We start from the raw sequence: 19,222 nt of genomic DNA, 5'->3' as shown, positions 1-19,222 counted from the left end.
TGTAATATACTGTTTATTTATACAGGTATATTGTTCGTTTGACAACAAGGGGCGTTGATTATTTAGCGTTTTACCGTCCAGTTGACGGTTTCGCCTGCCAGGAAGGGGATCAGCGTATCATCCGTCAGGGCAATGGATGCCTCCACCTGGCTCGCTTTGCGCTCCAGTTCAATGAACGTGTCATTGACCGGCAGGCCGTAAAAGCGCGGGCCGTTGAGGGAGCAGAACGCTTCGAAATGTTCCAGCGCGTCCATCTCTTCAAATACCGTTGCATAGCTGGCAAGGGCCGTAGGGGCGTTGAAACAGCCTGCGCAGCCGCAGCTCGCCTCTTTACGATGGCGGGCGTGAGGCGCGGAGTCTGTGCCGAGGAAAGCGCGTGAGAAACCGCTGGCAACCAGTTCGCGCAGCGCCTGCTGGTGAACGTTGCGCTTAAGGATCGGCAGGCAGTACAGGTGAGGGCGTACCCCGCCTACCAGCATGTGGTTACGGTTAAACATCAGATGCTGTGGGGTGATGGTGGCGGCAATCAACTCGTTGCCGTCACGCACATATTCTGCGGCGTCTTTGGTGGTGATATGTTCAAAGACCACTTTAAGCGCAGGCAGGCGCTGACGCAGCGGTTCCATCACGGTCTCGATAAAGCGGGCTTCACGGTCGAAGATATCAATCTCGGCATGCGTGACTTCGCCGTGTACCAGCAACGGCATGCCCAGTTTCTGCATACGTTCCAGCACCGGCATGATGGCATCAATGCTGGTGACGCCGTGGCTGGAGTTGGTGGTGGCGTTTGCAGGATAGAGTTTCGCCGCCGTAAAAACGCCTTCGTTAAACCCGCGCTCAACTTCGTCCGGATCGAGAGAATCGGTCAGATAGCAGGTCATCAGCGGGGTGAAATTATGTCCAGCCGGGACGGCATCCAGAATGCGCTGGCGGTAGGCAATCGCGGCATCGACGGTGGTGACTGGCGGAACCAGGTTTGGCATGACAATCGCGCGGCCATAAATTTCACTGGTATAAGGCACGACGGTTTTCAGCATATCGCCATCGCGCAGATGGATATGCCAGTCGTCAGGGCGGCGGATTTTAAGAACCTGGGGTTGTGCAGTCATGGAAGCTCCGGCTTGTCAGGAATCAGTCATAAGGATGGCTGTTTTTGCCGGACACAAATCATAAGCGGAAACGTTTTCGTTTGCACACTTTTCCGTAAAAAAAAGGGCGCCGCAGCGCCCTTCAGGTTAATCGGTGAAAGGAATGATGATTTCTCCCGGTTTCACCTCTATCCCTTTTGCGTATTTTTTCGCAAGGGCTTCACCCTTACTTTTGTCTTCGCTCAAGACATACGCCGGTTGCTGATTGAAATAGTTACGCAGCGACTGGTTCAGATAGGGCATCAGGGTTTGCAGAACCGGTGCCATCTTGTCCGGTGAAACCTGCGCATCGACCACTTCCATCTCCTGCAGGAAAATCGCGCCCTTCTCTTTGTTGAAAACCGGAAGTGCCTTCAGCTTGAGCTTGATGTTGGCTTTCTGGTTGCCAAAAAGGGAGGTCATATCAAGGCTGGCATCCCCGGCGAGGGTGACTTTATTGGGCTCTTCACGACCAATCTGGCTGGTGAGATTGGTGAGAATGATATGCGCATCGGCAAGGCCTGGCACACCAATGTCTTTGGAGAAATTGTTATGTTTTTCCAGCGCCTGATTAATTTCCTGTTCACTGACGGTGTATTGCGTAAGCTGATTGCAGCCCACCAGCAGGCCGCTAACGATAAATGCGGCGGCAATGACAATTTTCTTCATGGTGTTCCTCAACGAAAAATCGGCGCTTCTGTCCTGTAGCGTCAGTATGTCAGTGTGAAATGGCAGAAACCAGCAGAAAATACTGAGAAGTGAGGCGGGAGGGGCTCACGCCGGAGCAGTGAAACCCCACAACATTTTTAACCAGAAGCAATAACAACATTTTAAGAATGACTTTAGACTTAAAGCGATGCCCTGGGCCGGCTGTAAATCGCCGAAGCGTTTCCGTAAGGCCGGGGCGAGGCGCAGGGATGCGCCGAGAGGGCGTGGCCTGCAGGGATGCAGGCTCATGCCCGACCCGATAGCCTGTAGGAATAAGCTGAGGGCACCGCGAAGCGGCGATTTACCGCCGGGAGCCCGGGTCGCCAGGGTGGTGGCGACTGAGCCACCCTGGCACGTTCACCGATCATGTCGTTACAGAGTAGCAAGGAACATAAAGTGAACGGAATGACCACCATAGCTGTATGTTCCCCTCACCCTAACCCTCTCCCCAAAGGGGCGAGGGAATTGATCACTGCCTCAGCAAAGGATTATGCACCGGGCTCGAGCATACCGCTCGCGCTGCGCTTCTGGCTGAACTGCCACCAGAGGGCCAGTAACGTCATAAAGCCCACTGCACCGAGCATCATCCACGGCAGTTCCGGTTGATTCAGCGCTTTACCGGCATCGAAGAGCCAGCCGCCGCCGGTGTAGCCTAACGCGCCACCAAAGGCCAGACCGAGTCGGCTGAATCCCATATAGCTGCCGCGGGCACGCGCGTCCGCAAGCGAGGCGCTCAGCGTTTCCCGGGCGGGCTCGGCGATGATGGAGCCGATATAGAAGGTGCAAATCAGCGTAAACAGCTGCTGGAGCGAGCTCACCAGACCGATCGGCATCATGCTCAGCGTCATCAGAAACAGCCCGGCCATCAGGCGATGTTCCAGGCGAAAACGCCGTTCGCTCCAGCGGGCGATGGGGTAGAGCAGCGTCAGTGACAGGCAGGCTTCAATGGCGTACATCCATTTAACGGCAGCAGGCGTGCCCGCAATATCGTTTACCATGATCGGCAGCATCAGCATCACCTGCACGGCCAGCATGTAATACCCGGTCAGGGTCAATACGTAGGTGACAAAACGCTTGTCGCGCAGAACGCGACCTAGCCCCTCGCGCACCGGCGCTTTTACCGTCGACAGTTTCCAGGCGGGAAGATAGAGACCGTTAAACAGCGCGCACAGAATAAAGAGTACCGCCCCGGCCGCACAGACCAGACGGAAATCGTACTGCAGCAGCCAGCTTCCCAGCAATGCGCCAACCACCGCGCCGGCACTGTCCTGCATCATCAGAATGGAGAAGAAACGCCCCCGGTGGTGCGGGCGAATCAGCTTCACCACCAGCGCGGTACGGGGCGGGTCAAACAGCGTGCCGCCGATACCGGAGAGGAAGCAGGAAAACCAGAGCAGCCAGGGCTCGTGGGCAACGGCCATCGTGGCAAAGCCTGCTGCGCGGAGCAGCATACCGGTCACGATCATTGGTTTAGCGCCAAAGCGGTCAGCGATCGCGCCGCCAAAGACGCCCAGACCCTGCTGGACAAACTGACGCAGTCCCAGGGCAATACCGACCATTACCGCCGCCCAGCCCATTTGATCGACAAAGCGGATCGAGATGAGAGGGAATACGACAAAAAAGCCGAGCACGACCAGCATGTTATCGACTAACAGGAAATATTTACCCAGGCTCCTCGCCTGTGATACGCGGGACATTTTCCCTCCAGGGAAAATAAGAAGGTGAGCACGCTAACATTCTGCGGTGTCGCCACGTTTTTTCCCACCCCTGGACGCGACAATATTTTTTTATCAAAAGGGTGCTTTGATAGAGAGTTTTCATTGAAAAAGGTGAAAAGAGGTGAAAATGGTATGTCACTGTTTTCACAGACGGCACGGGCGCAGGTATAGTAAAGCTAATGGGCAAGCTGAAGTGACGGGAAGGAGTGGTATTGATGTTTGGCTATCGCAGTAATGTGCCAAAAGTGCGTCTGACAACGGACCGGCTGGTCGTTCGTCTGGTGCATGAGCGTGATGCCTGGCGTCTGGCGGATTATTACGCCGAGAATCGCCAGTTTTTGAAACCCTGGGAACCCGTTCGGGATGAGAGCCATTGTTACCCCTCCGGCTGGCAGGCGCGCCTCAGCATGATTGCGGAATTTCATAAGCAGGGTAGCGCGTTTTATTTTGCGTTGCTGGATCCAGAAGAGAAAGAAATTATCGGGATCGCCAATTTCTCGAATGTGGTGCGCGGGTCGTTTCACGCCTGTTACCTTGGCTACTCCATCGGTCAGAAATGGCAGGGGCAGGGGCTGATGTACGAGGCGTTAACGGCGGCCATCCGCTATATGCAACGTACGCAACACATTCATCGCATTATGGCGAACTATATGCCGCATAATCAGCGCAGCGGAAATTTACTGGCGCGCTTAGGGTTCGAGAAAGAAGGTTACGCCAAAGACTATTTGTTGATAGACGGCGAGTGGCGTGACCACGTGCTGACGGCGTTAACCACCCGTGACTGGACTGCAGGTCGTTAAGGAGAAAAGATGAAGTATCAGCTAAACGGTACAGAAGCGCGCGTGATTGGGTGCTTACTCGAAAAACAGGTCACCACGCCGGAACAGTATCCGCTTTCTGTTAACGCCGTGACCATGGCCTGTAACCAAAAAACGAACCGTGAGCCGGTGATGAACCTCAGCGAGCATGACGTTCAGGACGTGCTGGATGCGCTGGTAAAACGCCACTATCTGCGCACCGTCAGCGGCTTCGGTAACCGCGTGACCAAATACGAACAGCGTTTCTGTAACTCCGAATTTGGCGACCTGAAGCTGAGCAGCGCCGAAGTGGCGGTCATAACTACGCTGTTGTTGCGCGGGGCGCAGACGCCGGGGGAGCTGCGCACGCGTGCTTCCCGTATGCATGAGTTTAGCGACATGCATGAAGTTGAGCAGACGCTGGAGGGGCTGGCCGCACGTGAAGATGGCCCGTACGTTGTCCGTCTGGCCCGCGAGCCGGGTAAACGTGAAAGCCGCTATATGCATCTCTTCTGCGGTGACGTTGATATTTCAGTTACGTCTCCTGTAACCGATATAACCGCTGGCGATGACGATTTGGTTGCCCGTGTGGAGGCTCTGGAAGGTGAGGTTGCCGGGTTGAAACAACGTCTGGATGCATTACTGGCGCATTTGGGAGACTGACGGTGAAAAAATTACGCATTGGCGTCGTGGGGCTGGGCGGAATAGCGCAAAAAGCCTGGCTACCGGTTTTAGGGGCTGCGACCGACTGGACGCTGCAAGGCGCATGGTCTCCTGGCCGTGAAAAAGCAGAGCGTATCTGCGCAACCTGGCGCATTCCGTATGCCGCCTCGCTGCAGGATCTGGCCCGCGAGTGTGACGCCGTCTTTGTGCATACCTCCACGGCCACCCACTATCAGGTGGTAAGCGAGCTGCTCAATGCGGGCGTCCACGTCTGCGTGGATAAACCGCTGGCGGAAAACGTGCAGGACGCCGAACGCCTGATTGATCTGGCGGCGCGTAAAAACCTGACCCTGATGGTGGGGTTTAACCGCCGCTTTGCGCCGCTTTACCAGCAGCTGAAAGCGCAGTCCGGCAATATGGCTTCGCTGCGTATGGATAAGCATCGTACCGACAGCGTAGGGCCGAACGATCTGCGTTTTACCCTTCTTGATGATTATCTTCACGTGGTGGATACCGCGCTGTGGCTGAGCAACGGTAATGCACAGCTGAAAAGCGGCACCCTGGTCACTAACGAACGAGGGGAGATGGTGTACGCGGAACACCATTTTGCCGTTGAGCATCTTCAGATTACCACCAGTATGCACCGTCGTGCGGGCAGCCAGCGTGAGTTCGTTCAGGCCGTCACCGACGGTGCGCTGTATGACATTACCGATATGCGCGAGTGGCGCGAAGAGAAGGGCAATGGCGTTGTTACGCCTCCTGCACCCGGGTGGCAAAGTACGCTTGAGCAGCGTGGTTTCGCAGGATGTGCCCGTCACTTCATCACCTGTGTGCAAAATCAGACGGTTCCTGAAACGTCCGGCGAGCAGGCCATTCTGGCGCAGCGCATTGTGGAAAGGCTCTGGCGCGATGCCATGAGTGAATAATTCGCTGTAACATCTGCCGATAGTAATTCGATGAAATCCGGTTAGACTAAGCGCCGCTTGTTGGCTTTGCCGGGTGGCGCTTATGCTAACCCGGCCTACAAATCCGTATGGTTCTGGAAATTCACGTTAATGAACTTATTAAAATCGCTGGCGGCAGTCAGCTCGATGACCATGTTTTCTCGCGTGCTGGGCTTTGCACGTGACGCGATTGTGGCAAGAGTTTTTGGTGCAGGAATGGCGACGGACGCCTTTTTCGTCGCGTTCAAATTGCCAAATCTGTTGCGTCGTATTTTTGCGGAAGGGGCATTTTCGCAGGCATTTGTGCCTATTCTCGCGGAATATAAAAGCAAGCAGGGCGAGGATGCGACCCGCGTCTTTGTCTCTTACGTTTCGGGACTACTGACCCTGGCGCTGGCCGTGGTGACCGTTATCGGGATGCTGGCCGCGCCGTGGGTGATTCTGGTGACCGCCCCCGGTTTTGCCGATACGGCTGATAAATTTGCACTGACCTCGCAGCTGCTGCGCATTACCTTCCCCTATATTCTGCTGATCTCGCTGGCCTCGCTGGTGGGGGCGATACTGAACACCTGGAACCGTTTCTCCGTTCCGGCGTTTGCGCCGACGTTCCTTAACGTCAGCATGATCGGTTTTGCCCTGTTCGCCGCGCCGCATTTCAACCCACCGGTACTGGCGCTGGCCTGGGCGGTAACCGTGGGCGGCGTGCTGCAGCTGGCGTATCAGCTGCCGCACCTGAAGAAAATCGGTATGCTGGTGCTGCCGCGCATTAATCTCAAAGATGCCGGCGCGATGCGCGTGATTAAGCAGATGGGGCCCGCCATTCTTGGCGTCTCCGTCAGCCAGATCTCGCTTATCATCAACACCATCTTTGCCTCTTTCCTGGTGTCGGGCTCTGTGTCGTGGATGTATTACGCGGACCGTCTGATGGAGTTTCCATCCGGTGTGCTGGGCGTGGCGCTGGGGACCATCCTGCTGCCGTCGCTGTCAAAAAGCTTTGCCAGCGGCAACCATGATGAATACTGCCGCCTGATGGACTGGGGGTTACGTCTCTGCTTCCTGCTGGCATTGCCAAGTGCGGTGGCGCTGGGGATTCTGGCCAAGCCGCTGACGGTGTCCCTGTTCCAGTACGGTAAATTCACTGCCTTTGACGCCGCGATGACCCAGCGGGCGCTGATTGCCTACTCCGTCGGCTTGATGGGGCTGATTGTCGTCAAGGTGCTGGCTCCGGGGTTCTACTCGCGTCAGGACATTAAAACGCCGGTGAAAATTGCCATTGTGACGCTGATTATGACGCAGCTGATGAACCTGGCGTTTATCGGCCCGCTGAAGCATGCCGGTCTGTCGCTGTCTATTGGTCTGGCGGCCTGTCTGAATGCCGGGCTGTTGTACTGGCAACTGCGCAAGCAGGATATCTTTACGCCGCAGCCGGGCTGGGCGAGCTTCCTTGTGCGGTTGATTATTGCAGTACTGGTGATGTCTGCGGCATTACTCGGGATGATGCATGTTATGCCAGAGTGGTCCCAGGGCACGATGCCTTATCGTCTGATGCGGCTGATGGCCGTGGTGGGCGTTGGGGTGGTAGCTTACTTTGCCACGCTCGCTGTACTGGGCTTCAAAGTGAAAGAATTTGCCCGCCGTACGGCATAAACGCCAAAAGGGGAGTTCACCTTAGGGTGCTCCCCACTGCATGATTTGTCGCAGATGCGTCAAATCGAAATCTTTTTCACACCCGCAATGCGCGCCGTCGCTGTCTGACCATCCGCACCGTAAAGTCCGGTTTCTTTATGCGGCTTCAACACCTCAAGCGCCTGCTGATTACGCTCTATCTGGCCTTCAAGCAGCCAGCCGTTATGCTGGTTGAGGTCGCGCAGGTGCTGGGTTTTTTCCGTTATGGTCTGCCAGCGCTCAACAATATCGTCATTGGCGCTGCGCTTAGGATCCTGCTCAGCGCGTCGTTGCTGCTCCAGATAATCCAGCGTCGCCAGAAGCGAACTCTTATCCTCAGTAATCCGCTGCAGCGCACTGCCGTTGATGTTACCGGAAGAGAGGTGCTGCTGTTCAGCGTCCATTACCGTTTTCAGGTCGTTCAGGACAACCGTCATGTGATCCAGTATTTCTGACAGTCGACTCATACGGTTAGTTACTCTGTAAGAAACTCTGTGCTTCCTGAATCAGGGCGTCAGCGATTTTGCTGGTGTCCATTTTCAGCTCGCCGTTACGAATTGCGGTTTTCAGCGCTTCCACACGTTCCATATTGATATCGTTGCTGCCGGGCTGCATCAGTTTTGCCTGGGCATCGCTCAGCGTCACGCTGGTGCTGTTAGACGTTGACGGTTTTTCCAGACGCGTTTTCTGAGGGGTAGCGTCATTCGTTTCGCGAGGCTGTACAGCGCTTACCGGCTTCAGGGCTGATGTACGATCAATGCTCATAGTGTTGTCCTCATCGAGGGTTCGCGGCGTTTGCGCCTGACATCATCATTAGTTGAATATTTATCGGCACGCGCCGCGAAATCTTTAAAAAGATTATAGGTTAATCAGAATATTCCCATCAGAATCGACGGTTCCGCTCACCACCTGGCCTGAGGACATTCTGACGCGGGCGTTTTGCGCGACCGCGGCATTGTTTAACGCTTTCCCTTCACTGTTGATGCTAAAGCCGTCTCCGTTGGCCACAACCATCACCTGCTGTCCCGCTTTGACACGCCATGCCTGGCGCAGCATTGAAAGCTGAATCGGCTGGCCTGGCGCAACATCGCGCAGGCTGACGGCATCCTGTGCCTGGTTCATTTCCAGCATTGTCCGTGGCGGGAGCTGATCCAGGCGCCCGCGCTTCAACGTCACGCTGTTTGCCTGCAGCAGGCTGCCACGCGCAATAGGCACGGCGGCAACAACATAATTGCCCGTCGCCTGAACGGCAACCTGTAAATAGCGTTTTTCGTTGGCGCAGCGAGCCAGCACGTTCACATTGCCCCACAGCTTCGTGGTTCCCGTGACGCTGAATGACGGTTGCTCACAGGTGGGGTACATATTCGGGGGCGTACGTACGGTAACGGTAACGTCATCGCTAAAGCCTGCCAGCTTTTCCGCAAAGAAAGCCGTTAACTGATCCTGTAAACCTTCAGCCTGCACCAGAGGGCTAAACAGCAAGAAAGCCGCCACCAGACCACGTTTTAACGTTTGCATCGCAAGTTCCACCGTTTCCAGAGTTGACTGAATTCTACCTGCAGTGGTTTTGCATCAACGGAATAAATAGCGACGCATTTTGCGCTTATTCCGTCGATAGGGGAGACCGGGTGAGATTTAAGCTGTGAACTGAAATTTTGCCATCAGCGGAGGAGACATGCTCGATAAACTCGACGCCGCGTTACGTTTTCAGCAGGAAGCGCTCAATTTACGCGCCCAGCGGCAGGAGATTTTAGCCGCCAACATCGCTAACGCCGATACGCCCGGGTATCAGGCGCGCGATATTGATTTTTCCAGTGAACTCAAAAAGGTGATGGAGCGTGGACGTGCCGAAGGAACGGGTGTTGCACTTGCCATGACATCCTCTCGCCATATTCCTGCTCAGGCGATGACCGCGCCAGCGACCGATTTACTTTATCGCATCCCCGACCAGCCATCACTCGACGGTAACACCGTGGATATGGACCGGGAGCGTACGCAGTTCGCCGATAACAGCCTGAAATACCAGACGGGCCTGACCCTACTCGGCGGACAAATCAAAGGCATGATGAACGTCCTGCAGGGGGGCAACTGATAAATGGCCTTGCTGAACATTTTTGATATCGCCGGTTCGGCGTTAACCGCCCAGTCCAAACGTCTGAACGTGGCGGCCAGTAACCTGGCGAATGCCGACAGCGTGACCGGACCTGACGGACAGCCTTACCGTGCCAAACAGGTCGTCTTTCAGGTCGATGCGGCGCCCGGTGCGGCCACGGGCGGCGTGAAGGTGTCTGACGTGGTAGAGAGCCAGGCGCCGGACAAGCTGGTGTATGAGCCCGGTAACCCGCTTGCGGACGCTAACGGATACGTGAAGATGCCAAACGTGGATGTGGTAGGTGAGATGGTGAACTCCATGTCGGCCTCTCGTAGCTACCAGGCGAACGTCGAAGTGCTTAATACCGTGAAGAGCATGATGCTCAAAACACTCACTCTCGGCCAGTAAAGGAGACACGCATGTCCATCGCCGTCAATGTGAATGATCCCACGAACACGGGTGTTAATAACACCCAAAGTTCGACAAGCTCCAGCTCCCTGACGGGAAGTAACGCCTCCGACTTGCAGAGCAGCTTTCTGACGCTGCTGGTGGCTCAGCTGAAGAACCAGGATCCCACGAACCCAATGCAGAACAACGAACTGACGACGCAGCTTGCGCAGATCAGTACCGTGAGCGGCATTGAGAAACTTAACACGACCCTGGGTTCCGTCTCCGGCCAGATTAACAGCAGCCAGTCTCTGCAGGCGGCCAGCCTGATTGGTCACGGGGTAATGATCCCGGGCACCACTATTCTTGCCGGCACCAGCACCACAGACGGTACCTCGACCACCACGACGACCCCGTTTGGCGTTGAATTGCAGCAGGCCGCTGACAAAGTGACTGCGACGATCACCGACTCGACCGGCGCGGTTGTTCGCACCATCGACATTGGTGAGCTGAAGGCGGGCGTTCATACCTTTACCTGGGATGGCAGCCTGGCGGACGGCACCAAAGCACCAAATGGCTCCTACAAAGTCGCGATTAGCGCCAGCAACGGGACAACCCAGCTGGTGGCGCAGCCGCTGCAGTTCGCGCTGGTTCAGGGCGTGATTAGAGGGGGCGACGGCAACAAACTGGATTTGGGTACCTCAGGTACCACCACACTCGACGAAGTTCGGCAGATTATCTAAGCCTTAACACTTATCAGGAGTAAGTCATGGCCTTTTCTCAAGCGGTCAGCGGCCTGAATGCTGCGGCCACCAACCTGGATGTCATTGGCAACAACATCGCCAACTCCGCGACCTATGGTTTTAAATCCGGTTCTGCTTCCTTTGCAGACATGTTTGCCGGTTCCAAAGTGGGTCTGGGCGTCAAAGTTGCGGGCATCACTCAGGACTTTACTGACGGCACCACCACCAATACCGGGCGCGGCCTGGACGTTGCCATCAGCCAGAACGGTTTCTTCCGTATGGTCGATGCAAACGGCTCGGTGTTCTACAGCCGTAACGGCCAGTTTAAGCTGGACGAGAACCGTAACCTGGTGAACATGCAGGGGATGCAATTAACCGGTTATCCGGTTGCCGGCACGCCATCAACGGTTCAGACCGGTGCGAATCCACAGGCGATTAATATCCCGACCACGCTGATGGCCGCGAAGTCCACCTCCACGGCTTCCCAGCAGATTAACCTCAATTCCACCGACACCGCACCGACCACCGCCTTTGATCCGGCTAACCCGGATACCTACAACAAAAAAGGCACGGTAACCGTCTTTGATAGCCAGGGTAATGCGCACAACATGAACCTGTTTTACGTCAAAGATGCGACTCCGGCCAACTCCTGGAAAGTGTATGCCCAGGACGGTAGCGTGGCAGGCAGCACGGCGGCACTGGCCACCACGCTGACCTTCGATAATAACGGGACGTTGACCGGTGGTGGAAACATCAACCTGACGACCGGGACCATCCCGGGTGCGACCCCTGCGACCTTCGCCATGAGTTTTGCTAACTCTATGCAGCAGAACACCGGCGCAAACAATATCGTGGCGACCAGCCAGAACGGCTTCAAGCCGGGCGATCTGGTGAGCTATCAGATCAACGATGACGGTACCGTGGTGGGGAACTATTCCAACGAACAGACTCAGGTGCTGGGTCAGATCGTGCTGGCAAACTTCGCCAACAACGAAGGCCTGAAGTCTGAAGGCGATAACGTCTGGTCGGCTACCCAGTCCTCCGGCGTGGCGCTGCTGGGTACGGCGGGAAGCGGTAACTTCGGTACGCTGACCAACGGTGCGCTGGAAGCCTCAAACGTCGATCTGAGTAAAGAGCTGGTGAACATGATTGTCGCGCAACGTAACTATCAGTCGAACGCGCAGACCATCAAGACCCAGGATCAGATCCTCAACACGCTGGTTAACCTGCGTTAAGCGGCTAACAGGAAAGCGCAATGGATCACGCAATATATACCGCGATGGGCGCGGCAAGTCAGACGCTCAATCAGCAGGCCGTTACTGCCAGCAACCTGGCAAACGCCTCGACGCCGGGCTTTCGCGCGCAGCTGAATGCGTTGCGCGCGGTGCCGGTAGAAGGTCTTTCCCTGCCGACCCGTACGCTGGTCGCAGCCTCTACCCCTGGCGCAGATATGACGCCAGGGCAGATGGATTACACCTCACGCCCGCTGGACGTTGCGCTGCAGCAGGACGGCTGGCTGGCGGTGCAGACCGCTGATGGCAGCGAAGGCTATACCCGTAACGGGAATATCCAGGTTAGTGCAACCGGCCAGTTGACGATTCAGGGTCATCCGGTGATGGGGGAAGCGGGTCCGCTGACGGTGCCTGAAGGCTCTGAGTTGACCATCGCGGCTGACGGTACCATCTCCGCGCTGAACCCGGGCGATCCGGCCAATACCGTTGCCCCTGTCGGACGACTGAAACTGGTGAAAGCGGAAGGCAAAGAGGTGCAGCGTGGTGACGACGGGATGTTCCGTCTGACCCAGGCTGCTCAGGCTACCCGTGGTGCTACGTTACAGGCCGATCCGAGCATCCGCGTGATGTCCGGCGTTCTGGAAGGCAGTAACGTCAAGCCGGTAGCCGCCATGAGCGACATGATCGCCAGCGCCCGTCGTTTCGAAATGCAGATGAAAATTATCAGCAGCGTGGATGAAAACGCGGGCAAGGCTAACCAACTTCTGTCTATGAGTTAACAGGACTCTTTATGATCAGTTCTTTATGGATCGCGAAAACTGGCCTGGACGCGCAGCAAACCAACATGGATGTGATTGCCAACAACCTGGCAAACGTCAGCACCAATGGTTTCAAGCGTCAGCGCGCCGTTTTCGAAGATTTGCTTTATCAAACCATCCGTCAGCCGGGCGCGCAGTCTTCTGAACAGACGACGTTGCCGTCAGGTCTGCAGATCGGTACCGGTGTTCGCCCGGTGGCCACCGAGCGTCTGCACAGCCAGGGCAACCTGTCTCAGACCAACAACAGTAAAGACGTGGCAATCAAAGGTCAGGGCTTCTTCCAGGTGCAGTTGCCTGACGGTACTTCTGCCTATACCCGTGACGGCTCGTTCCAGGTCGATCAGAACGGCCAGCTGGTGACGGCGGGCGGTTTCCAGGTTCAACCTGCGATCACCATTCCGGCGAACGCTCTGAGCATTACTATCGGCCGCGACGGTGTGGTCAGCGTGACCCAGCAGGGCCAGGCTGCGCCGGTCCAGGTCGGACAGCTCAACCTGACCACCTTCATGAACGATACCGGTCTGGAAAGCATTGGTGAGAACCTCTACACCGAAACGCAATCCTCCGGTACGCCAAATGAAAGCACGCCTGGCCTGAACGGCGCGGGTTTGCTGTATCAGGGGTATGTAGAAACCTCCAACGTGAACGTGGCGGAAGAGCTGGTGAATATGATCCAGGTTCAGCGCGCGTATGAAATTAACAGTAAAGCAGTCTCGACGACCGATCAGATGCTGCAAAAACTGACGCAACTCTAAGGTGTAGCCCGGTGCGGTAAACGCCGCACCGGCTCCCTGTTTTCGAAGATGAAGGCAATGCAAAAAAACGCGGCGTTTCGTTATCCGATACTGACTGTCCTGGCCGTCACCCTCAGCGGGTGTGCCTGGATCCCGTCTAAACCATTGGTCCAGGGTGCGACGACTGCCCAACCCGTTCCTGGCCCTGCGCCAGTGGTAAACGGCTCTATTTTCCAGACCGCGCAGCCGATTAATTACGGTTATCAGCCGCTGTTTGAAGATCGCCGCCCGCGTAACGTCGGCGATACATTGACCATTGTTCTGCAGGAAAACGTCAGCGCGAGCAAGAGCTCGTCGGCGAATGCCAGCCGAGATGGCAAAACCAATTTTGGCTTTGACACCGTACCGCGTTATCTGCAAGGGCTCTTCGGCAATGCGCGAGCGGACGTTGAGGCTTCCGGCGGCAATACCTTTAACGGTAAAGGTGGCGCGAACGCCAGCAATACCTTTAGCGGTACGCTGACGGTCACGGTTGACCAGGTGCTGGTCAACGGCAACTTACACGTTGTGGGTGAAAAACAGATCGCCATTAACCAGGGCACTGAATTCATTCGCTTCTCGGGCGTGGTGAATCCACGCACCATCAGCGGCACCAACACCGTTCCGTCCACTCAGGTGGCGGATGCGCGCATTGAGTACGTCGGTAACGGCTACATTAATGAAGCGCAAAATATGGGTTGGCTGCAGCGCTTCTTCCTTAATTTATCGCCGATGTAAGCGAGGTGACCCATGTTTAAATCGATCTTCGCCGTGGCGCTGGTTCTGGTGGCTACCTTTGCCCAGGCTGACCGTATTCGCGATCTCACCAGCGTTCAGGGCGTACGCGAGAACTCGCTGATTGGCTATGGCCTGGTTGTGGGGCTGGACGGTACGGGTGACCAGACAACCCAGACGCCATTCACGACGCAGAGCCTGAACAACATGCTTTCCCAGCTCGGTATTACCGTTCCGGCGGGAACCAACATGCAGCTGAAAAACGTGGCTGCGGTCATGGTCACGGCCTCTTACCCGGCGTTTGCACGCCAGGGGCAGACCATTGATGTGGTGGTCTCCTCTATGGGGAACGCCAAAAGCCTGCGCGGCGGTACGCTGCTGATGACGCCGCTGAAAGGCGTCGACAGCCAGGTCTATGCCCTGGCGCAGGGTAACATTCTGGTCGGCGGTGCGGGGGCCTCAGCTGGCGGTAGCAGTGTGCAGGTGAACCAGCTGAACGGCGGACGCATTACCAACGGCGCGATCATTGAGCGTGAACTGCCGACCCAGTTCGGCGCCGGGAATACCATCAACCTGCAGCTGAACAACGAAGATTTCACCATGGCGCAGCAGATCGCCGACACCATCAACCGCAGCCGCGGCTATGGCAGTGCGACGGCGCTGGATGCCCGTACCGTGCAGATCCGTACCTCCACAGGCAGCAGCAACCAGGTGCGCATGCTGGCCGATATCCAGAATATGGAAGTGAACGTCCCTGTTCAGGATGCCAAAGTGATCATCAACTCCCGTACGGGCTCCGTGGTGATGAACCGGGAAGTCTCGCTGGATAGCTGCGCCGTGGCGCAGGGTAACCTCTCCGTGACGGTTAACCGTTCTGCCAACGTCAGCCAGCCGGATACCCCATTTGGTGGCGGCCAGACGGTGGTGACGCCACAAACGCAGATTGATTTACGTCAGAGCGGTGGTTCTCTGCAGAGCGTACGCTCCAGCGCCAACCTGAACAGCGTCGTGCGTGCGCTGAATGCGCTGGGTGCCACGCCGATGGATCTGATGTCCATTCTGCAGTCCATGCAAAGTGCAGGCTGTCTGCGCGCCAAACTGGAAATCATCTGATGCTGACCGATAGCAAACTGTTGACCAGTGCCGCCTGGGATGCCCAGTCGCTCAACGAACTGAAAACCAAAGCAGGTAAAGACCCGGCGGCGAATATCCGCCCGGTCGCCCGCCAGGTGGAAGGGATGTTTGTACAGATGATGCTGAAAAGCATGCGTGAAACCCTGCCGAAAGACGGGATGTTCAGCAGCGATTCAACGCGTCTTTACACCAGCATGTATGACCAGCAGATTGCGCAGCAGATGACCGCCGGTAAAGGCCTCGGTCTGGCTGACATGATAGTCAAACAGACCGAAGCCGCGCAGGGGATCCAGCCGAAAGATGAGCCGCAGCAGGTACCGATGAAGTTTGACCTGCAAACGGTGACCAGCTATCAGAACCAGGCCCTTACGCAAATGGTGCGTAAAGCGATACCGAAGGCGACGGTGAGCAGCGACGAGCCGCTCTCCGGTGACAGCAAAGACTTTCTGGCACAGCTTTCGCTGCCGGCCCGCCTTGCCAGTGAGCAGAGCGGTGTGCCACACCATCTGATTCTGGCTCAGGCCGCGCTGGAATCCGGGTGGGGCCAGCGCCAGATCCGTAAGGAAAACGGCGACCCGAGCTTTAACATCTTCGGCGTGAAGGCCACCTCCAGCTGGAAGGGACCGACAACGGAGATCACCACCACCGAATACGAGAACGGTGCGGCGGTGAAGGTGAAAGCGAAATTCCGTGTTTACAGCTCCTATCTGGAAGCATTGTCCGACTATGTCGGTCTGCTGAGCCGAAATCCACGTTATACCGCCGTTACGCAGGCGGCGACGGCGGAGCAGGGCGCTCAGGCCCTGCAAAACGCAGGCTACGCGACCGACCCGAACTACGCTCGTAAGCTTACCAGCATGATCCAGCAGCTGAAATCCATGGGCGAGAAGGTCAGTAAAGCCTATAGCACAGATATTGAAAATCTGTTCTGAAAGTTCTCAAGTCCCGGTGGAGGTTGCCGATAACCTTCATCAGGACTCGTGTCTGAACGTATAAAAGGAACCCCCATGTCCAGTTTGATTAACAGCGCCATGAGTGGCCTCAGTGCCGCGCAGTCGGCACTCAATACCGTCAGTAATAATATTTCAAGCTATAACGTGGCAGGTTACACCCGCCAGACCACGGTACTGGGTGCCTCTAACAGCACGCTGACCGGCGGTGGCTGGGTGGGTAACGGGGTGTATGTCTCCGGTGTCCAGCGTGAGTATGACGCTTTCATCACCAACCAGCTGCGCGCCGCGCAGACCCAGAGCAGCGGCCTGACGACGCGCTATCAGCAGATGTCAAAAATTGACGATGTGCTCTCCGATACCACGAACTCGCTTTCGACCACCCTGCAGGATTTCTTCAAGAGTCTGCAAACGCTGGTGAGCAACGCCGAAGACCCGGCTGCACGTCAAACGGTGCTGGGTAAAGCGGACGGTCTGGTGAATCAGTTCAAAACGAACGATCAGTATCTCCGTGACCAGGATTCACAGGTTAATACGGCCATTGCTTCAAGCGTCGAGCAGATCAACAACTACGCAAAACAGATTGCGAATCTGAACGATCAGATTTCCCGTCTTACTGGCGTGGGAGCAGGTTCATCGCCAAATGATCTGCTGGATCAGCGCGATCAGCTGGTGAGTGAGCTGAACCAAATTGTGGGTGTTGAAGTGGCTGTTCAGGACGGTGGCACCTATAACGTCTCCTTTGGCAATGGTTACAGCCTGGTGCAGGGGAGCAAAGCAAACCAGTTAGCCGCGGTAAAATCCAGCGCCGATCCGACCCGGACCACTATCGCCTACAGCGATGAGGTGTCCGGCAACGTCGAAATTCCCGAGAAAATGATCACCACCGGTTCTCTGGGGGGCTTGTTTACGTTCCGCTCAGAAGATCTGGATAAAGCGCGTAACAACCTCAACCAGCTCGCACTGGCCTTTGCGGACGCGATGAATAAGCAGCATGAAGCCGGGTTTGATGCCAATGGTGATGCCGGTGGCAAATTGTTCGACTTTGGTTCGCCAGCCGTGGTGACTAACAGCCGCAATACCGGTACGGCTGCAATGACAGCCACTGTGGCAGACAGCACCAAAGTGCAGGCGACCGATTATAAGCTGCAGTTTAACGGTACCGACTGGACTATCACCCGTTCGGATAAAACCAGCTTTACCATGGCCCCAGATGCAAGTGGCAATCTGTCCTTTGATGGCCTGAGCGTCAACGTGACCGGTAGCGCGAACGCCAAAGACAGTTTCACCGTCAAGCCTGTTTCCGATGTCATCGTCAATATGGAACTCAAGTTCAAAGATGAGTCTAAACTGGCTATGGCATCTGCAAGCAACGGCGGCGAGAGCGACAACCGCAATGGCCAAAAACTGCTGGACCTGCAAAACAGTAAGGTTGTCGGCGGGAATAAGACGTTCAACGATGCTTATGCTTCCCTCGTCAGTACGGTCGGCAGCTCAACCGCCGCGCTGAAAACCAGCAGCGAAACGAAAGCGAATGTGGCGACGCAACTGACTAAGCAGCAGCAGTCCATCTCTGGGGTAAACCTCGACGAAGAGTATGGCAACCTGCAGCGCTATCAGCAGTATTACCTTGCCAATGCGCAGGTGTTACAAACTGCCAGCACGCTCTTTGATGCAATTATCAATATTCGCTAAGGCTGAGGTGAGAAATGCGTATTAGCACCCAGATGATGTACGACCAGAACATGCGGGGAATCACCGATTCCCAGAGCAAGTGGCTGAGCTACGGTGAGCAAATGTCCACCGGCAAGCGTGTTAACCGTCCGTCTGACGATCCTATCGCGGCGTCGCAGGCGGTTGTACTTTCACAATCGCAATCCCAGAATAGCCAGTTTGCTCTGGCAAGAACGTTCGCCACGCAAAAAGTGTCTCTGGAAGATAACGTGCTGAGCCAGGTTAACGCGGCAATTACCAGCGCGAAAGAGAAACTCGTCAACGCAGGAAATGGCACGTTAAGTGATGACGATCGTCTGTCACTGGCGAGTGACTTGCAGGGTATCCGCGATCAGCTGATGAACCTGGCAAACTCAGCGGATGGTAATGGCCGGTATATTTTTGCTGGCTATAAGACCGAAGCGCCACCGTTTGATTCCGTTACCGGTGATTACAACGGGGGAACACTGGCCATCTCTCAGCAGGTTGATACCGCCCGTAATATGGTGATTAGCCATACTGGTCAGCAGATCTTCGAAAGTATTACCAGTAACGCGAAAGAACTGCCTGGCGGCGGTTATGGCGAGACGAATATGTTCAAGATCCTCGACTCGGCGATTTCCGCACTTAAGGTTCCTGTTGATAACGATTCTGCGGCGGCGGAAGTGCAGAATAAAGCGATTTCTGACGCACAGATCGGCATCACCAATACCCAGAACAATGTCCTGACCGTCGTGGCGGATGTGGGTACCAAGATGAACGAACTGGAAAAACTCGATAACCTCGGCGATGACCGTGCGCTGGGACAGACACAGCAGATGAGCGATCTGGTCGATGTTGACTGGAACAGTGCAATTTCTTCTTACATTATGCAGCAGGCGGCTTTGCAGGCCTCGTATAAAGCGTTTAGCGATATGCAGGGCATGTCTCTGTTCCAGCTGAACAAATAACATCTTGACCTCTTAGAACATGTCTTGAAACTGGGCATGTTTTGCTGCCCAATCCGTCTGGATTGGGCATTTT

General features: G+C 55.8%; 21 protein-coding genes. 15 read left to right on the top strand and 6 right to left on the bottom strand.

Going from position 1 to position 19,222, the window contains the following annotated elements; all coding sequences use genetic code 11:
* Positions 1 to 62: 62 nt before the first annotated feature.
* The 3 genes from pyrC to mdtH all read right to left on the bottom strand — a co-directional run bounded on the left by pyrC (position 63) and on the right by mdtH (position 3,532).
* Entirely contained in the window at positions 63 to 1,109 is a 1,047-nt protein-coding gene (pyrC, locus tag ACOTY9_RS08230) for a dihydroorotase (RefSeq protein WP_047027497.1), read from the bottom strand.
* Positions 1,110 to 1,235: 126 nt separating this feature from the next.
* Positions 1,236 to 1,796: a lipoprotein gene (locus tag ACOTY9_RS08225; protein WP_014883353.1), complete on the bottom strand. Its 561-nt coding sequence runs from the start codon at positions 1,794 to 1,796 to the stop codon at positions 1,236 to 1,238.
* 527 nt (positions 1,797 to 2,323) lie between these two features.
* On the bottom strand, positions 2,324 to 3,532 hold the full coding sequence (gene mdtH, locus ACOTY9_RS08220; protein ID WP_200925121.1) for a multidrug efflux MFS transporter MdtH: 1,209 nt from the start codon (positions 3,530 to 3,532) through the stop codon (positions 2,324 to 2,326).
* A 236-nt stretch (positions 3,533 to 3,768) separates the two neighbouring features.
* Here mdtH and rimJ point away from each other — a divergent pair, with 236 nt between their 5' ends.
* The 4 genes from rimJ to murJ all read left to right on the top strand — a co-directional run bounded on the left by rimJ (position 3,769) and on the right by murJ (position 7,604).
* The gene (gene rimJ / locus ACOTY9_RS08215) at positions 3,769 to 4,353 is read left to right on the top strand and encodes a ribosomal protein S5-alanine N-acetyltransferase (RefSeq protein WP_014883355.1); all 585 of its coding nucleotides are present in this window, start codon (positions 3,769 to 3,771) and stop codon (positions 4,351 to 4,353) included.
* A 9-nt stretch (positions 4,354 to 4,362) separates the two neighbouring features.
* Positions 4,363 to 5,013 (top strand): YceH family protein, encoded by a 651-nt coding sequence (locus tag ACOTY9_RS08210; RefSeq protein WP_201405394.1) that lies wholly within the window; start codon positions 4,363 to 4,365, stop codon positions 5,011 to 5,013.
* A gap of 2 nt (positions 5,014 to 5,015) precedes the next feature.
* Positions 5,016 to 5,939: a Gfo/Idh/MocA family protein gene (locus ACOTY9_RS08205; RefSeq protein ID WP_023332686.1), complete on the top strand. Its 924-nt coding sequence runs from the start codon at positions 5,016 to 5,018 to the stop codon at positions 5,937 to 5,939.
* Between the two features lie 129 nt (positions 5,940 to 6,068).
* The gene (gene murJ, locus ACOTY9_RS08200; RefSeq protein WP_045269404.1) at positions 6,069 to 7,604 is read left to right on the top strand and encodes a murein biosynthesis integral membrane protein MurJ; all 1,536 of its coding nucleotides are present in this window, start codon (positions 6,069 to 6,071) and stop codon (positions 7,602 to 7,604) included.
* Positions 7,605 to 7,663: 59 nt separating this feature from the next.
* Here murJ and flgN read toward each other — a convergent pair whose 3' ends face one another.
* The 3 genes from flgN to flgA all read right to left on the bottom strand — a co-directional run bounded on the left by flgN (position 7,664) and on the right by flgA (position 9,140).
* Positions 7,664 to 8,089 carry a flagella biosynthesis chaperone FlgN gene (flgN, locus tag ACOTY9_RS08195; protein ID WP_014883359.1) on the bottom strand — a complete coding sequence of 142 codons (426 nt, stop codon included), beginning with the start codon at positions 8,087 to 8,089 and terminating at the stop codon, positions 7,664 to 7,666.
* Positions 8,090 to 8,093: 4 nt separating this feature from the next.
* The gene (flgM, locus tag ACOTY9_RS08190) at positions 8,094 to 8,387 is read right to left on the bottom strand and encodes a flagellar biosynthesis anti-sigma factor FlgM (protein ID WP_014883360.1); all 294 of its coding nucleotides are present in this window, start codon (positions 8,385 to 8,387) and stop codon (positions 8,094 to 8,096) included.
* A 93-nt stretch (positions 8,388 to 8,480) separates the two neighbouring features.
* Positions 8,481 to 9,140 (bottom strand): flagellar basal body P-ring formation chaperone FlgA, encoded by a 660-nt coding sequence (flgA, locus tag ACOTY9_RS08185; RefSeq protein WP_063614087.1) that lies wholly within the window; start codon positions 9,138 to 9,140, stop codon positions 8,481 to 8,483.
* A gap of 157 nt (positions 9,141 to 9,297) precedes the next feature.
* Here flgA and flgB point away from each other — a divergent pair, with 157 nt between their 5' ends.
* The 11 genes from flgB (at position 9,298) to flgL (ending at position 19,149) form a co-directional block, all read left to right on the top strand.
* Positions 9,298 to 9,714, top strand: a complete 417-nt coding sequence (gene flgB / locus ACOTY9_RS08180) for a flagellar basal body rod protein FlgB (protein ID WP_014883362.1) — start codon at positions 9,298 to 9,300, stop codon at positions 9,712 to 9,714.
* A 3-nt stretch (positions 9,715 to 9,717) separates the two neighbouring features.
* Complete coding sequence (gene flgC, locus ACOTY9_RS08175) at positions 9,718 to 10,122, top strand: flagellar basal body rod protein FlgC (RefSeq protein ID WP_013097138.1); 405 nt, start codon at positions 9,718 to 9,720, stop codon at positions 10,120 to 10,122.
* Positions 10,123 to 10,133: 11 nt separating this feature from the next.
* Positions 10,134 to 10,844 (top strand): flagellar hook assembly protein FlgD, encoded by a 711-nt coding sequence (flgD, locus tag ACOTY9_RS08170; protein ID WP_014883363.1) that lies wholly within the window; start codon positions 10,134 to 10,136, stop codon positions 10,842 to 10,844.
* A gap of 26 nt (positions 10,845 to 10,870) precedes the next feature.
* Positions 10,871 to 12,079, top strand: coding sequence for a flagellar hook protein FlgE (gene flgE, locus ACOTY9_RS08165; RefSeq protein WP_014883364.1), 1,209 nt, complete (start codon positions 10,871 to 10,873; stop codon positions 12,077 to 12,079).
* Between the two features lie 20 nt (positions 12,080 to 12,099).
* Positions 12,100 to 12,855 (top strand): flagellar basal body rod protein FlgF, encoded by a 756-nt coding sequence (locus ACOTY9_RS08160; RefSeq protein WP_014883365.1) that lies wholly within the window; start codon positions 12,100 to 12,102, stop codon positions 12,853 to 12,855.
* An 11-nt stretch (positions 12,856 to 12,866) separates the two neighbouring features.
* Complete coding sequence (flgG, locus tag ACOTY9_RS08155; RefSeq protein ID WP_008500810.1) at positions 12,867 to 13,649, top strand: flagellar basal-body rod protein FlgG; 783 nt, start codon at positions 12,867 to 12,869, stop codon at positions 13,647 to 13,649.
* Positions 13,650 to 13,706: 57 nt separating this feature from the next.
* Positions 13,707 to 14,405: a flagellar basal body L-ring protein FlgH gene (gene flgH / locus ACOTY9_RS08150; protein ID WP_003857987.1), complete on the top strand. Its 699-nt coding sequence runs from the start codon at positions 13,707 to 13,709 to the stop codon at positions 14,403 to 14,405.
* Positions 14,406 to 14,417: 12 nt separating this feature from the next.
* Complete coding sequence (locus ACOTY9_RS08145; RefSeq protein WP_014883366.1) at positions 14,418 to 15,515, top strand: flagellar basal body P-ring protein FlgI; 1,098 nt, start codon at positions 14,418 to 14,420, stop codon at positions 15,513 to 15,515.
* Positions 15,515 to 16,468, top strand: coding sequence for a flagellar assembly peptidoglycan hydrolase FlgJ (gene flgJ, locus ACOTY9_RS08140; protein WP_023332690.1), 954 nt, complete (start codon positions 15,515 to 15,517; stop codon positions 16,466 to 16,468). The genes ACOTY9_RS08145 and flgJ overlap by 1 nt, the downstream gene beginning before the upstream one ends.
* A 75-nt stretch (positions 16,469 to 16,543) precedes the next feature.
* The gene (gene flgK, locus ACOTY9_RS08135) at positions 16,544 to 18,181 is read left to right on the top strand and encodes a flagellar hook-associated protein FlgK (protein ID WP_063861561.1); all 1,638 of its coding nucleotides are present in this window, start codon (positions 16,544 to 16,546) and stop codon (positions 18,179 to 18,181) included.
* Positions 18,182 to 18,195: 14 nt separating this feature from the next.
* Entirely contained in the window at positions 18,196 to 19,149 is a 954-nt protein-coding gene (gene flgL, locus ACOTY9_RS08130; RefSeq protein WP_063861562.1) for a flagellar hook-associated protein FlgL, read from the top strand.
* Positions 19,150 to 19,222 lie beyond the last annotated feature (73 nt).

The sequence above is a fragment of the Enterobacter cloacae complex sp. SHL012 genome, from assembly GCF_049237505.1.
In the GTDB taxonomy this organism is placed as follows: Bacteria; Pseudomonadota; Gammaproteobacteria; order Enterobacterales; family Enterobacteriaceae; genus Enterobacter; species Enterobacter kobei.
The sequence above is the reverse complement of the archived record's forward strand: the minus strand, read 5'-3'. Positions and strand labels throughout refer to the sequence as shown.